Origin of the sequence: Paenibacillus xylanexedens (assembly GCF_017874615.1) — a bacterium.
Taxonomy (GTDB): Bacteria; Bacillota; Bacilli; order Paenibacillales; family Paenibacillaceae; genus Paenibacillus; species Paenibacillus xylanexedens.
On sequence record NZ_JAGIKV010000009.1, the window covers coordinates 49,174 to 64,001 of the forward strand.

At 47.3% G+C, this 14,828-nt stretch carries 11 protein-coding genes; all 11 read left to right on the top strand.

Translation table 11 applies throughout. The features are described 5' to 3' along the window. Positions 1-12: 12 nt before the first annotated feature. Entirely contained in the window at positions 13-4,017 is a 4,005-nt protein-coding gene (gene essC, locus J2Z28_RS13750; protein ID WP_211082923.1) for a type VII secretion protein EssC, read from the top strand. A gap of 128 nt (positions 4,018-4,145) precedes the next feature. Then, positions 4,146-4,418, top strand: coding sequence for a WXG100 family type VII secretion target (locus J2Z28_RS13755; protein WP_211082924.1), 273 nt, complete (start codon positions 4,146-4,148; stop codon positions 4,416-4,418). Positions 4,419-4,489: 71 nt separating this feature from the next. Beyond that, the gene (locus J2Z28_RS13760) at positions 4,490-5,239 is read left to right on the top strand and encodes a vWA domain-containing protein (protein WP_145153652.1); all 750 of its coding nucleotides are present in this window, start codon (positions 4,490-4,492) and stop codon (positions 5,237-5,239) included. 18 nt (positions 5,240-5,257) lie between these two features. Next, the gene (locus J2Z28_RS13765) at positions 5,258-5,539 is read left to right on the top strand and encodes an EsaB/YukD family protein (protein ID WP_076210973.1); all 282 of its coding nucleotides are present in this window, start codon (positions 5,258-5,260) and stop codon (positions 5,537-5,539) included. A 37-nt stretch (positions 5,540-5,576) separates the two neighbouring features. After that, positions 5,577-6,935 (top strand): serine/threonine-protein kinase, encoded by a 1,359-nt coding sequence (locus J2Z28_RS13770; protein ID WP_211082925.1) that lies wholly within the window; start codon positions 5,577-5,579, stop codon positions 6,933-6,935. Positions 6,936-6,956: 21 nt separating this feature from the next. Continuing rightward, positions 6,957-7,766 carry a hypothetical protein gene (locus tag J2Z28_RS13775; protein WP_211082926.1) on the top strand — a complete coding sequence of 270 codons (810 nt, stop codon included), beginning with the start codon at positions 6,957-6,959 and terminating at the stop codon, positions 7,764-7,766. Further along, entirely contained in the window at positions 7,767-8,042 is a 276-nt protein-coding gene (locus J2Z28_RS13780) for a WXG100 family type VII secretion target (RefSeq protein ID WP_211082927.1), read from the top strand. Between the two features lie 17 nt (positions 8,043-8,059). Further along, complete coding sequence (locus J2Z28_RS13785) at positions 8,060-8,419, top strand: WXG100 family type VII secretion target (protein WP_211082928.1); 360 nt, start codon at positions 8,060-8,062, stop codon at positions 8,417-8,419. 12 nt (positions 8,420-8,431) lie between these two features. After that, positions 8,432-13,222, top strand: coding sequence for an RHS repeat-associated core domain-containing protein (locus tag J2Z28_RS13790; RefSeq protein WP_211082929.1), 4,791 nt, complete (start codon positions 8,432-8,434; stop codon positions 13,220-13,222). A 2-nt stretch (positions 13,223-13,224) separates the two neighbouring features. Continuing rightward, complete coding sequence (locus J2Z28_RS13795) at positions 13,225-13,656, top strand: hypothetical protein (protein ID WP_211082930.1); 432 nt, start codon at positions 13,225-13,227, stop codon at positions 13,654-13,656. 476 nt (positions 13,657-14,132) lie between these two features. After that, complete coding sequence (locus J2Z28_RS13800; protein WP_211082931.1) at positions 14,133-14,798, top strand: replication initiation factor family protein; 666 nt, start codon at positions 14,133-14,135, stop codon at positions 14,796-14,798. The last annotated feature ends 30 nt before the right edge of the window (positions 14,799-14,828 follow it).

Sequence of the window (14,828 nt, forward strand, 5' to 3'; positions counted from 1 at the left end):
GGCAGACGGAGCATGTCCCATTTTTTCTATAAGAGATCGCCTAGGATTATTAAGGAAACATCGGGAGAGGAAGTGGAAATTTTCTCCCCGCCCTCACTTCCTCAACCACCACAATTGAACATTATCTCGATTATGGTTCCCATCATGGTTACAGTTGCAGGTGGGGCGGCAATGATGACTTTTTACCAAAGTCGGGGGAATGGGCAATTTGTAACCGTACAGATGATTTCCCTCTGTATGATGGTTGTTTCATATTTTGTACCTGTACTGGTTCATTTCCAGAGTAAAGCGAAGCATCGCAAGAAAATTAAAGATCGTGAACGTTTATACGACAATCACATTAATGAGAACAGGGAAACGCTGCAGAACTGGAAGAACGAATTGATTTTGAACTGGCACCAAACCCATTTGGATCCACAATTTTGTATCAATATGGTCAAGGAGCGAAGCTCTTCGGTATGGGAGCGAATTCCGCAGGATTTTGACTTCTTGAAAGTCCGCGTCGGCATTGGAACCGTGCCAAGTAACTTCGATATTACGATACCTAAGCAAAATGGAGTCGAGAAGGATCCGATGCTTGAAAAAGCGAGAGAAATGACGGAGAAATTCACTACAATTACGAATGCACCCGCCCTGTTAGACTTGAGTAAATATCGCATTATCGGACTTGTTGGCGACGAAGAAGAACTAAATATGTTCTGTCGTACTGTTGTGACCCAACTTGCGGCACATCATGCACCTGACGAGCTTAAAATGGCCGTATTTATGAATAAGATACAACGAGAAAATTGGGACTGGATGAGGTGGATTCCGCATGTGTGGAACGACACCCGTTCGGGCAGATATCTGTTCGAAGAACGTGGATATCAACCTCAATTGATGGAGCAATTATTTACGATGTTACAGCGTCGCCAATGGTTGAACAAGGGGGAGAAAGCACTTCCGTTTTACGTGTGTTTCCTGCCGTTCATTGAGATGCTGGAGCATGAGCCTATTCTTCCTTTGATGATGAAGAGCTCAGAGGTCATTGGTGTCTGCAGCATCGTACTTGCACCGAGCAAAGACGTTCTTCCGAAGGAATGTGAACTTGTTATTGATTTGCATTCTGCTGAAGGGGTCATGCGTTCAACGAATGTAACAGGGGGGGCCGCTGGCGATGCTACCTATGCCAAGCCTAAGGATGAGATTCCATTTGTACAACCCTTCAAATCAGATCAGATGACACTGGAACAAGCAGATCAATTTGCACGTCAGATTGCTCCGTATCGGATCAAGCGGAATTCTGCGGATGAGATTGTAAATGTACTGACGTTGTTTGAATTATTTGGAATACAGAATATCGAACAGTTTCATGTGGAAAACAATTGGCAGAAGTCACGTTATCCCAATACCCTTCCTTTCCCTGTGGGTGTTAGAGGGGGGAAAAAGCCGGTTCTGCTGAACCTTCATGACAAGATCGAGCGTAAAGGACATGGTCCTCACGGACTTATGGCAGGAACAACCGGTTCAGGTAAAAGTGAAGTTATTCAATCCATTATTGCATCGCTTGCGGTTGAATATCATCCCCATGATATGGCGTTTATGCTGATTGACTATAAAGGTGGGGGCATGTCCAACACGTTCCAGGAATTGCCTCACGTTATTGCCACAGTAACGAACCTTGAAGAAGAAGGGTTAATCGAACGGTCTAAGGTTTCCCTTAAAGCCGAGCTTAAACGAAGACAGCGGTTATTCATTGCTGCTGGTAATGTACAGCATATTGACGAATATTATCTTACAGAGTGGAAAGATCGGGATCCTCTCCCGCATCTATTCATTGTCATCGATGAGTTTGCACAACTGAAAAAAGACCAACCTGAGTTCATGAGTGAATTGGTTTCTATCGCGGCGATTGGTCGGACATTGGGTGTGCATCTGCTCTTGGCAACCCAGAAACCAGGCGGCGTTGTAGATGATAAAATCTGGAGTAACTCCCGTTATAAAGTTTGCCTTCGGGTTCAGGACGAAAGTGATAGTCGTGAGATGATCCGAATTCCGGATGCTGCTCATATTACAAACCCGGGTCGTGGTTTTCTACAGGTCGGTAGTAATGAAGTATTCGAATCCGTTCAATTCGCATGGAGCGGTGCTCCGTATCGACCAGATCAAAGTATTACGCAATCTGACCGCAATATGTATGCTTATGAATTAGATGGTCGCAAGACCAAGTTAAGAGACCAGCTCGAGTTGCTTCAGGAAACAAAACCTGCTGAAGAAAAGAAGCTCAGTAAAAAACAATTAAACGTTCTTATTGAGCATATCGCGATGAAAGCAGAACGCGAAGGTATTCAGCGTCTACCAGGTCCTTGGCTGGAGCCGCTGCCTAATCATCTGACCTTGGAAGATCTGGCTGTTAGTTCAAGTGAACCAGGTAAAATTTTGAATCCGCAGGTTGGACTTATTGATGATGTAGTGAACCAAAGACAATTTCCACTTCGGATTGATCTGGAGTCAGGACACTGGCTAATATATGGTATGCCAGGTACGGGGAAAACAACATTTATCCAGACCTTGCTCTATTCACTGGCAATGGAGACCACACCTGATGATGTGAATATCTATGCGCTCGATTTCGGAAGAATGCTGAAGGATTATACTCTATTGCCTCATGTAGCAGATGTCATTCAGGATGATCAGGAAGAGAAGATGAACCGATTGTTCAATTATCTGGAAGAGACCATTAGTAAGCGTAAAACGCTGTTCGCTGAAACAGGAGTAAAATCCAGATTGTCTTACTGTTCCGAGACTGGAAATACGCTGCCAGCCATACTTGTTATTATTGATAGCTATGTTAGTTTCCGAGGACAGTTCGAGAAGCTCCATGAGAAGCTGGATCCTCTGTTACGCGAAGGTCCAGGACTTGGTATTTACTTTGTGGCAACGATTAACCGAATTGCGGACATGCTGGAACGTATTCGCAGTAATTTCCCGAATGCGGTCTCCTATATGCTTGCAGATGCAGCGGACTATAACTATGCCGTAGGAAGGTTAACCAAGGCACCAACACAGATGCCGGAAGGTAGAGCTTTTGTGAAGGGCATGATTCCGCCTTATGAGTTCCAGACCGCATTGTCTATCCATGCAGTGAATGAGTCTTCACGCGCAAAGCTATTGCGTGAACAGTTCGCAGCAATCGATGCTTCCTGTATGACGCCTAAACCAGAGTCCATTCGAGTGTTGCCTGAAGTTATCGGTATTCCGGAAGTTATGAGTGATATAAGTCTGGCATCCAGTCCTGTATTACCTGTTCATATGGACATCGATAGCTTGAACATGCTGGGTTGGGATATGGAAGCTGATGGTCCCTATTTCATGGTTGCCGGAAGAATGGAATCAGGAAAAACGTCTTTGCTCGTGACAATAGGATTGATGTCGGCAATGAAATATTCGCCGGGTCATCTTGAATTCTATCTATGCGACTTTAGGCGCACGCCTCAAGGATTGGGAGCTCTGAAAGATCTACATCATACGGTGGCATTTGCAACCAATGAAGCGACCATGGAAGAAATGATGGAAGCTTTGCGTACCAAACTGGAAGAGAGAGTTGCTGATCCGGATGAATTTGCTCCGAAGATGATGCTGATCATGGATGATGTTGATTTCCTAGCTAAGCGTATCTCCAGAACGATCACAGGTCATTTGGAATACATCACCCGAAACGGACGGGAGCACGGTGTCTATATTGTCGTTTCTGGACAAGCCAATGCCATTAACCGTAATTATGACGACTGGCTAAAAGAGATCAAATCCGGTCAAATTGGTTGGTTACTTGGCACGTCGGAGTCCACAGATACCGAGCTGTTTAACATAAAAGTACCTTATGTGTCAGGTAGCCGAGTGTTGCCAGATGGAGAAGGCTTTTATGTTAAACGTAAATTCGTAAATGTTAAAGCGGTACATGCATTTGCCAATGGTGTTGCTCACATTGAAGAACAAGTAGCAGCAAGAAACGCAAGCTCGATTTTTGTCGTAAATTAAGGATTAAAAGGAAAAAAGACTCACAAATGAGTCTTTTTTCCCAAAAAATGTTTGGCAATTGTATAGTTCATTGTATACAATAGTAATTGGGTAAAATTTATAAAATTGGTATAAAGGGGAATATAAAAATGGCAAAAATTAGAATTACACCTGAAGAGATGGATCAAGCATCTAACAAGTTTAAAGACGCTCACCAACAAAGTTCACAGCTCAATCAGCAGTTAAATTCTTTAATGCAAACTCTGCATGGAGAATGGGAAGGTATGCAGTCCCAAGGATTTTATCAACAATATGATCAGCACAAGAAAACAATGGAGTCGTATATTGAAATGCTAGATATAGTGTCCAAAAATTTACATACGATTGCAGGAAACTTTAGACGTGCAGATGAAGCAAAATAGTTACATAAGAAGCCAGGTGAACTTACCTGGCTTTTTCTATATCCTGAGTATGAAAAGGTGAGGTTATTCCTATGAGTTATTCAGTACATGCGACGGGAAGCACCCCCGCTCTACTAATCTATTTAATTGATATAAGCGGCTCCATGACGCTTGAGCTTGAAGGACAACGGAGGATGGATATCGTCAATGAGGGACTTCAGACGATTATTCGCCAGATCGTCTACCGATCAACGAAAGGATCAAAAGTGTCTCCTCGTTATCGAATCGCGATTCTTGCCTACAGTGATGAAGTATACGATCTACTAGATGGTGTTAAATCTATTGATCGTATTGCTAATCGTGGAAGTCTGCCACCGCTATACCCGAAACGATTCACAGACACGGCGAAGGCATTCAAACAAGCGGAGAAGATTATTCAGTCTGAGCTTCGTAACATGGAGCACTGTCCTGCCCCTCTGATCTGTCATATGACTGATGGCATTTACACAGGGGAAGATCCTGAACCGATTGTTGAACGGATCAAAACCATGTCTGTCCCTGATGGACAAGTGCTGGTCGAGAACATTTTTATTACAGAGGATGCTTCCACTAGCCGGATTCGGGATACACGCGCTTGGAAAGGTATGATGCCGGATTCTTTCGTGGTGGACCCATATTCGGAAAAATTAAAACGAATGTCTTCGGTTGTACCCGAAAGCTATCGCGAAATGATGATGGAATCCGGATATTCGATTCAGAAGGGTGCACTTATGATGTTGCCTGGTACAAGTAAAGACCTAATTTCACTAGGGCTGCAGATGTCTGCTTCCACACCGATGTAACCGTAAGGAGGAGAACACATGGATCGAACATTATTGACTTTAATTATTGATGCTACTGGTAAAAAGACAGATATAGAGCTACCTAATACGATACCTCTGCATGAATTACTTGAACCCATGCTCAAAGGATTAAATGAAGGTATGGCCCTTACGTTTCAAGCATCCAACTATCGCTACTATCTTAGCAGTGATGGAAGCGAGTGGAATAGCATGGACCTTCAGCAGTCTCTGGAGGATGTAAAAGCAATGGATGGAAGCTATCTGCGCATTGAGCAGGTGAACTCCTTCTCAACAATATAATTTCGAATCATTTTTTGTGCAAAGGGGAGCAAGAATCGTGTTTCCACCTGATATAAATACAGAACTACGAATTAGAAACCAAGTTTACAGACTGGTCCAGCACCCTCAATTCGAAGGCATGCCTTATGGTCAGGAGGGCAGAGAAGGCACAGTATACAAGCTTATTAACAGCTCGGGAGAAAACAGTGCCTTGAAGGTGTTCCGCCCAGCCTTCCGACAGCCCTCTGTCATGAAGTTAACAGAGCTCATGGCAGACCTCACAGTCCACTCGGGACTGAGCGTATGGTCACGAACGATATTGAATCCGATAGAAGATATGGAGTTGCTCGGACATTATCCTGAGTTACTTTACGGTGCACATATGCCATGGATTGATGGTGTGACATGGAGTGAATTAATGTTTGGCCGAGAAGCATTACCTCGGGAACAATCAATGAAACTGGCAATGGTTTTGGTATCTACCATGGCTGTATTGGAGCAAGCTGGCATAGCCCATGCCGACTTGTCAGCTTCTAATCTGCTGATCGTCAACCCTAATCAAGAGGCGGAGGACATGTCTGTTGAATTAGTTGATGTGGAAGGAATATACGCCAAGCAATTGGAGGAACCCGATAATCTGCCAGAGGGTGCAACGGGATATACGGCAACTTTCCTTAGAGAGTATGGGGACTGGAGTCCTCTTGCGGATCGATTTGCTGGTGGAATCCTGCTTGCCGAGATGCTGGCTTGGTCGAGTACAGACATATGTAAGCAAGCGTGGGGAGATAGTTATTTTGATCCACAAGAAATCCAGCAACATAGTGAGCGCTATGTACTTCTTCAAGCGACGCTTGAGCAGCAGTATGGCCCTGAAGTAGCAGCGTTGCTAGACCGGTTGTGGAACGCAGAGCAACTACAGCAATGCCCAACCTTTGGAGAGTGGCAGATTGCACTGGCTTCAGCGAAGCAATTCGTGCAGCAAGAGGTGATTTCAACATCTGAAATGGAAATAGAGTTGGAGCAATCAGCAGAGGAATCTATTCATTTGCCTAGTGAGTATGCTGTTAACGCTTTGAGTCACGCCCAAGAGAATCAATTGTCTCGAGCTCGTCAATTGGAACGTCAGGGGAATCTGACATCGGCCTTCTGGGAATATGGCAAGCTGATTGAGCAATTTAACGATCGTTCGCCATTTCATGTTGAAATCTCTATTGCCATGGAGCAGGTGCAAGAAGGCATAGATCAGACTGTTTTTAACCCTGAACCTAAGCAGACCCTGGTAAAAAAAGGCTGGAATCAACTGATCCAACAGAATAAACAGTCTACCTATGACCGTATGTGGATCTATGTTATAGGTGGTTCAGTTGGTGCACTGATTTTTGCACTAATTATTTATGTTATTGGTCTATTTAAATAGTGATTGAAGGAGTGCTTTATCTTGGAAAATGAATTAACGGAAGAGTGGTCATTTCAACTCTCTCCTGAAGAGTTTTTCTTCTTGACTCAGTTGGTAGGTGTCCGTCATATAGCTAACTTTAATGATCCTTATCGCGGGTATCTGGCTAAGGAATTGGAAGCGGAATATAAGTTGATCGAAAAGACATTTGTGGAGAAAGGGTATCTGGTTCCGAAGCAAGAGGGGGCTGGCTATGATATGAATGAAATGCTCGGCTATTGCATTGCTGCATGCGGCACTGCCGATGTGATGCATGTGAGTAAGAAGATTGAAGGCACTGGGAAATACACAGGTCACTACTATTTCACTCCTCGAATCGTTGTTGAACAAACAGCAGATGAATTAGGAGGCATTGTCCTTGTGCCTGTAGCAGATGCCCAGTTAACGTTAGAAGCTATGAAAGGGTTCTTTCCACTGACACTTCGATATAAGAGTGCGGCCCAAAAGGCGGTCATCAAAGACTGCACGTGGGATCAATGGAATCGACTTACCGAAGTAGACCAGCGTAATAGACTGGTTCAAGCAGGACATACGGAAGAACAGGCAGAGCTTGCGTTAGACATCTTCAGTAATGGGGAGCGCTCAGGCTCCATGATGTTTATGAAGAGGCATGGACTTATGTGGCATCAGGAGGATTATCACTATGCGCAATGGGAAGACAAGCTGTATCTGGCGGTTGAATTGACGGAGGGGACGCTTCAGTTCCAGCCATACAAGCCGGAGATATTGAAAAAAGCGTTATTACGATTTGCGGATCAAATCGAAAAACTGGATGGGAAAGGGGTCAAATAAATGGCAGACCTTATCAAAATTGAACCTGAACGTATTAAGGAGATTGCTACCCGATTTCTGGCCAGCAGTCAGGAAAGTATTGCTTTGTCCAGAGAACTGAAGTCATTGATCGATGGAATTACGGGGGAATGGGAGGGGAAATCTCAAGAGCGTTTCTACTCCTCTTACAAAGATGCACATGCTCAACTGGAGAGTGTATCTACTGTGCTAAAGGATGTAGGGGACGAGCTTAAAGCCATTTCGGAGAGATTCAGTAAGGCAGATTCATTAAAGTAAAGTAAGGAGATGTACATATGCCAATTCGGCCTGACGTCGGTAAACTGCAGAGCATTGCCTCCAAATTACGCAGCAACAGCAATAAGCTTGAGAATGAACGCTCCAGTATCAATAGTAATGTCCAGTCCATGATCTGGAAGGGTAGAGTATATCAACACTTTATGGATGATTTCAGGGATATAACTCAGCGGATGAGAACAACTGCGAATGATATGGAACAATTCGCACGCCGATTGGAAGCCTTAGCCAATCAGTTCAGGCAAGAGGACCTTGAAGAAGAGCGCAGAGAGAGAGAACGCCAGGAACGTGAGCGTCAGGAGCGCGAAAGACAACGAGCAGCAGCCGCTGCAGCCACTGCTGCTGCGAAGAAGAAATAAGGGGGAAGCAATGTGAAATTGGAAGTCAGCCTATCTGACCTGAAGCGGACCTCAAAAAGTCTAAACGGAGCCGCGGATAAGATGGGGGATCTGCGTGCGGACCTGAATCGGTCGATGAACAGCCTCAGCTACAAAACCCTCAGCCAAGGCGGGGTACAAAGTACGTTCACCCACCTGATGCGGGAACTGGACGGCTTGCAGAGCAAGCTGGAACTGCTGTCGGAGTTGACCCGGCGTAAACGAGAAGAATATGAACAAGCGGACAGGGACGGCAAAAAATTCAACTGGGGCAAGCTGGCTAGTTTCCTCACCTTTGCACTGGGGACGGTGCTGGATTTTACGCCCGTAGTCGGCAATGTGAAAGGTATTATTGAGGCTATAACTGGCCGGGATCTGGTCACGGGAGAGAAATTGGCTTGGTATGAGCGGGGACTCTCCGTTCTGGGGCCGCTGGGGAAGGGTCTAAACAAAGCTACTTCCCTTCTCAAATTTGCGGATGAAGCCACAGATGCAGCGAAAACCGTAGGTCGTAACGCGGGGGAAGTGTTCGATGCCGTGCCAACCGGCCCTAACAAGACGGGGGTACCCGGGAACTCAACTCGTGAAGCCGGGGAGGACATTGCAGGGGCGGCGCCGAAGTCGACCAAGGCAGGCGAAGCCCCCGCAGGCTCCAGGGATACAGGTGACGCGCCGATGACCAGTAACAAACCAACGGGCAAAGCAGACGATGCGCCAAGCGATGCCGGGTCCACACGCCACGATACGGGACTCACCGATGCCGAGAAAGCAGCGGCTGCAGCAGGAACGGCGGCAGGAACGGGCTCTGCAGCGGCCGCTTCGATGATAAAGAAGACACCCGGAGGTAACGCTCCGAAAGGGGCAGAGGTACCAGGGGCGCCCAAGTCGAAGGATATCGATTCTTCGCCGCATCAACCATCTACGGGGCGAACCACCGAAACGCAGAATCCTCAGAAATCACATGCAGAAAGTAAAGTGGAGGACCCGATTCACGCAGCGACCGGTCATCAATTTATGAATCACAGTTTGCTGACGCTGCACGGAGCAGCCGACTGGCCCTTTACCCTAATCTACCATTCGGGACTGTTGCAACGGGGAGAGCTAGGCCCGGCTTGGACACATCAATATGGTCTGCGGTTGGACATCACTCCAAAGGATTCTCAGACCGAAGTCGAAGCTAGTGATGCATTCCAACCCCTCGTGGATGTCTGCTGGACACCGGGACGGAAAAACCGATTTACACACCAAGGGGACGGCCTTTATCGCAGTGATGACCTGGATGTGAACCATGACGAGCTGATCTACACCGAGCAGGGTTGGCTCTATACAGCCCGTAGTCCGCGCGAAATGTACCAATTCGATCTCAATGGCGTACTACTTCGCCACACCAACAAGGACGGACTGTCACTTGATCTGGTCCATGATGAAGAAGGAAAACTCCAGCAGTTGCAGGACCGGGTCACGGGACGTGTGCTGACACTGGACTACACCGCGGAAGGAAACCTTGCCGCGGTCAGGGATGCCTTGCGTGAAGCGACATTTGGCTATGATAGCGCAGGATTTCTGGTGCGTCTAACCGAACCGGACGGTACAATCACAGAAATGACCCATGACGGCGAAGGGCGTCTGATGTCGCTGAGCGAAGCCGGCGTTGTTCAGTTTACCAATACCTACGATGAGAAAAACCGAATCATTGCGCAAACCGACCCATCCGGTGCAGCAGGGCGGATGGCATATGATACCGAGAGCCATCCGGGTCAGACGTGGACTACCGTGACCAATCGGCTGGGTCAGACACGCACCCTCGTGCACGATGACGCCTTGCAGCTCCTCGAAGTGCATGCCGAAGATGGCGGTATAACTCGATACACCTACACGCCGCAGGGACAGATGGAAAGTGTCACCAACCCACTGGGCGAAACAACAACGTATGTCTACGATGAAGAGGGACATCTGATCCGAGAAATCGACCCACTGGGTCATGAAACGGAATATCACTATACTGCGCACCACCAAGTTGCGCGTGAAACGGATGCCGAAGGTGGCGTGACTAGCTACCAGTACGATGAACAACAACGACTGACCGAAGTGACCCGTCCAGATGGCAGTACAGCCAAGTGGGCCTACACTGAAATGGGACAAACGGCTACGTACCAGGACTTTACAGGAGCCATCTGGACCTATGCCTACAGCGAGACAGGCGAGCTGCAACATACGCTGGATCCGGAAGGCCGACGTTTACAGATTGGCTGGGATGAAGCAGGCCGACTGGTCGAACTGAAGGATGCCGCAGGAAGTGTGAGTCGCCGGAGCTACGATGGCGCAGATCGCCTGACATCTATCACCGACCCGCTAGGCCTCATGTGGCAGACCGTGTATGATGCCAGTGGGCAGCGCATTCGGGAGACCCGTCCGTCTGGGGCCTCCATGCAGTATACGTATACGCCGAACGGTGAAGTGGCGAGCATCACCGATGCGCTCGGTCACACCCTGCAGTATACCTATGATGCCGAAAACCGCCTGATCGCCGAAATGAATGCGCTCGGTGAAGCCACGCAGTTATCCTATGACGCCGCAGGTCGATTGCAGACCGTGACCGATGCGTTAGGACACGTCACGAAGTATCACTATGATGGCGTAGGTCGCTTGGTCTCCGTCGTCGATGGCGAAGAGCGGACCGTACAACAGTTGACCTATGATGCGGCTGGTCGTCCCGTGGCATGGCAGAATGGACTCGGCCACATGACGCGGTTGCGGTTCAATGCCCTCCATCAACGCGTCGAAGATACCGACGCGGATGGTCATACCCGCCATTATCGCTACGATGCCGCGCACCGCCTGACCGAAGTCATTCAAGGCGAAGGCGCAGATGAAGTGACCTATCGCCAGACCTGGGATGGGGAAGATCGGAATACGAGCTATACCGATGCCAGTGGAAACGAGACCCGTCTAACGTATGACCGCAGTGGCCGCTTGCTGCAGGAAACGAATGCGGCAGGTGCACGGACGGCGTATACGTATGATAATCGCGGCTGGCTAAGTGCCAAGCTGGATGCCAAGGGACAGGAAACCCGGTACGCGTATGATGCTGCGGGCCGCCTGATCCGTGCCACGGATGAAGCAGGAGAAATCGTGCTGACCTATACGCCGGATGGACAGGTGACCCGTGTGCTGGAAGCCGAGCAGCATGAGGAACGAACCTACGATGCGGCAGGACGCTTGCTCACGCGAACCGATGGATTTGGACATTTGCTGCAATATGCGTATGATGCGGTAGGCCGGATGACGGCGCTGACCTATCCGGATGGCAAAGTGGTGCAGTATCGCTACCAGGCCACAGGTGAGCTGGTTGAAGTGAAGGACTGGAACGGTCGCCTGACCCGGTATCGCTATGATGCGAGCGGGAAGCTCATCGACACCCGGCGCCCGAACGGCAGCCAGGAGCAGCGGGAATACGATGCGGCAGGCCAACTGACTCGCCTGACGGATATGAGCGGACAAGGCATTCGTTTACAGCAATTCAAGTACGCATACAGCCCAAGCGGCTTGCTGCTGAAGGAAGAAAACAAACAGTACACGTATGATACCTTGAAGCGCCTACGCAGTGGCGCCGAGCCAGGACGTGTTGTACACTACACGTATGACCCATCCGGGAACCTGACAACCGAACAAGTAGGGACATCTGAAACGGAATTCACGAGCATTTCGCCAACGCAGCATCTGCACTATACCTGGGATAACCGGCTTCAGCGGGTGGGGGACTATCCCGTCGAGATCGATGCCAACGGTAATCTGCTGTATGCAACGGATGGTCACACCGCTTCCGCTTACGAATACGATGCTCGAAATCGTCTGGTGAAGGCAGGCAAGCTGAAGTATCGGTACAACCCGCAAGGGGACCGAATTGAACTCGCGCAGCGAGGGCAAGTGACCCGCTATGTCATCGACGATGCACATGAACTGAGCCGGGTGCTGATGGAGATGGACGGCGAGGGGAATGTGAAGGCACGGTACGTGTATGGACTCGGATTGATTGGAAGAGAAGATGCCGATGGAACCTATTTCAGTTACCATTATGACCTGCGAGGCAGTACGACGTTGCTGACGGATGAACGTAACCAGGTGACGGATCGCTATACGTACGGACTATATGGGGAACTGGAGCAGCATGAAGGATTAACCCAGCAACCATTTGCGTATAATGGTCGAGATGGGGTCATGACCGATGCCAACGGATTTTATTACATGCGTGCGCGCTACTATGATCCGAAGCTGAAACGGTTCCTGAACCGAGATGTGATCCGTGGAGAGATTCAGGATGGACAGACCTTTAACCGGTATGCGTATGTGAACGGGAACCCGGTGAGTTATATTGACCCGTTGGGGTTGTATAAGAAGGAATCAAATACTGAGGGGACGGGTAAAGCCATAATTAATGATGGAAAAGTATCCGTCGATGCTATTAAGGCTAATCCTAGTACTTTTAGCGGCAAGTCTGTAGATGAAGTTGCACAGATGCTAAGAGACCAAGGTTATGAGGTAACAGTGCAAGCTTCCACCAAATCTCGCTCCGGTGCACAGATAATTAAAATTAATAATCCTGGTGAGGGTAAGAATATTACTCAGCTACAAGTTTCTCCGGGAGGCGGCAGACATGGAGATAGTCCGTATGTAAAAATAAGTACAAGCGACCAAGGTATTATTAAGATTGTTGATGGAGCAGAAAGTTTTTATAAAACCGACGGAAAAGAGACGGCAACAATTATCTTCACAGGGAGGGAATGACGATGGTTGAGTTAAATGCTCCTATCCTTCCATGGAAAGGGATAGGGGGGCTGAGACTCTACAGTCACATTAGTGAGTATGTCCCATTACTTGCTCAGCAAAATGTAAAGGAAAAACTTTTAGGTAAATTTTTGATACGATATGAAATAGATGATTCAATCGACCTATGGTTCAATGTAATTAATGGTAAGTTATTTAAGATAACAGCACTTAGTAATTATACGGGGACACTATTCGAAAAAATAAAAATCGGTATGCATATCGATGATGTCTTGGAGATAGAGCCTAGTTTTGTCTATGATGAATTCGAAGAAGTTTACTGTAGCAATAAAGGTATTTACATCGAGACAGACCCAACTACCGATACGGTATTGTGGATATCTGTTTATGTAAAAGAAGTCGATAATGAAGATTTTGAAACCGGTAACTGGTAATAGAAACTTGGCCGCATCAGCTTATGCTGTTGCGGTTGTTTTATTTCGAGGGGGCTACCCAGTGCCGAATGAACCCATCATTCAACCAATAACACATATAACCCATGTAATACCCGAATGAAGATTTCGCCATTTTGTTTGTACGTACGAAATGCTTGAATTTTATACCCTAAATAACGCTATTCCTTTTACATCGAACAGGTCGATTATGGTCAGATACCACCATGATTGACCTGTTTTTGTTATCTTCGTTTTCTTGCGGATTTTTCAAAATGTATGCGCTTAGTTGAACAGATACCCCGATGGATATAGTGTCGAGAGCATCGCAACTAATTTTCAGGATAATCCGACCACTATATTGTCAGGACATAACTGAACAAACGGGAAGGTCATGTGTGAAAGGCTAGCCACCGATTCCCTCATTCCTATAATACAAGCGACAAATCCGTCAAAAGTTTTGTCGGGTGGGGGAACGCATGAATAACGTACAACTTTCCGTCGATAAAATCGCTGTTGAATATCATGGAGTGACAGTCAATTTCTATAATCAACTGGCACTTTCATTTCGAGATTGGTTTGATATTAAGCCTGCTATACGTCACAAAGGCTATGTATACCATTGGAATCTAGCCCTTGGTGATGCGTACCTGTATTTGCGATATCAACCTTGGTGGCAGAAGAAGTCAAGAAAGTATAGCCTTCAAATTGAAACCCATCCTGACCACTTAGTAAAGTTTCAACGATTGCTTGATGCTCTGTATAGCCACACGCAGAAGGTTTCTTTCTCTCGATGTGAGTTGGCATACGATATTCCATATCCGATGAGTAATGTATTCATTGCATCCAATACAGGGCGGAATATGCACGTCTATGAGGGAACTCGTTACTATGGTCGAAAATTCGAAAGCAAAGACCATGCGTTTTGCCGTAACTATGATAAAAAGGCGGAACGGAAGTCGAAGGGGATTGAGACAGTGGGGGAACGGACAAGGGTTGAACTGGTTTATAGACATGATGAGAAAATACCCTTGGAGAACATCATCCAACATCCTCCAAAGTTTAATGACTACTACACTTGTAGCGTTATTACTGGCTATCAAGCAGTTCGGGCGGAGAAACGAGCCATGTTACTAGCTTTATAGCATGGCTTAATGACCCCCGATGAACTAAGC

Coding starts and splice junctions, on each gene's coding strand:
- essC (WP_211082923.1), top strand. CDS start 13: ATGTCCCATTTTTTCTATAAGAGATCGCCTAGGATTATTAAGGAAACA.
- J2Z28_RS13780 (WP_211082927.1), top strand. CDS start 7,767: ATGGCAGACCTTATCAAAATTGAACCTGAACGTATTAAGGAGATTGCT.
- J2Z28_RS13800 (WP_211082931.1), top strand. CDS start 14,133: ATGAATAACGTACAACTTTCCGTCGATAAAATCGCTGTTGAATATCAT.
- J2Z28_RS13760 (WP_145153652.1), top strand. CDS start 4,490: ATGAGTTATTCAGTACATGCGACGGGAAGCACCCCCGCTCTACTAATC.
- J2Z28_RS13755 (WP_211082924.1), top strand. CDS start 4,146: ATGGCAAAAATTAGAATTACACCTGAAGAGATGGATCAAGCATCTAAC.
- J2Z28_RS13785 (WP_211082928.1), top strand. CDS start 8,060: ATGCCAATTCGGCCTGACGTCGGTAAACTGCAGAGCATTGCCTCCAAA.
- J2Z28_RS13765 (WP_076210973.1), top strand. CDS start 5,258: ATGGATCGAACATTATTGACTTTAATTATTGATGCTACTGGTAAAAAG.
- J2Z28_RS13795 (WP_211082930.1), top strand. CDS start 13,225: ATGGTTGAGTTAAATGCTCCTATCCTTCCATGGAAAGGGATAGGGGGG.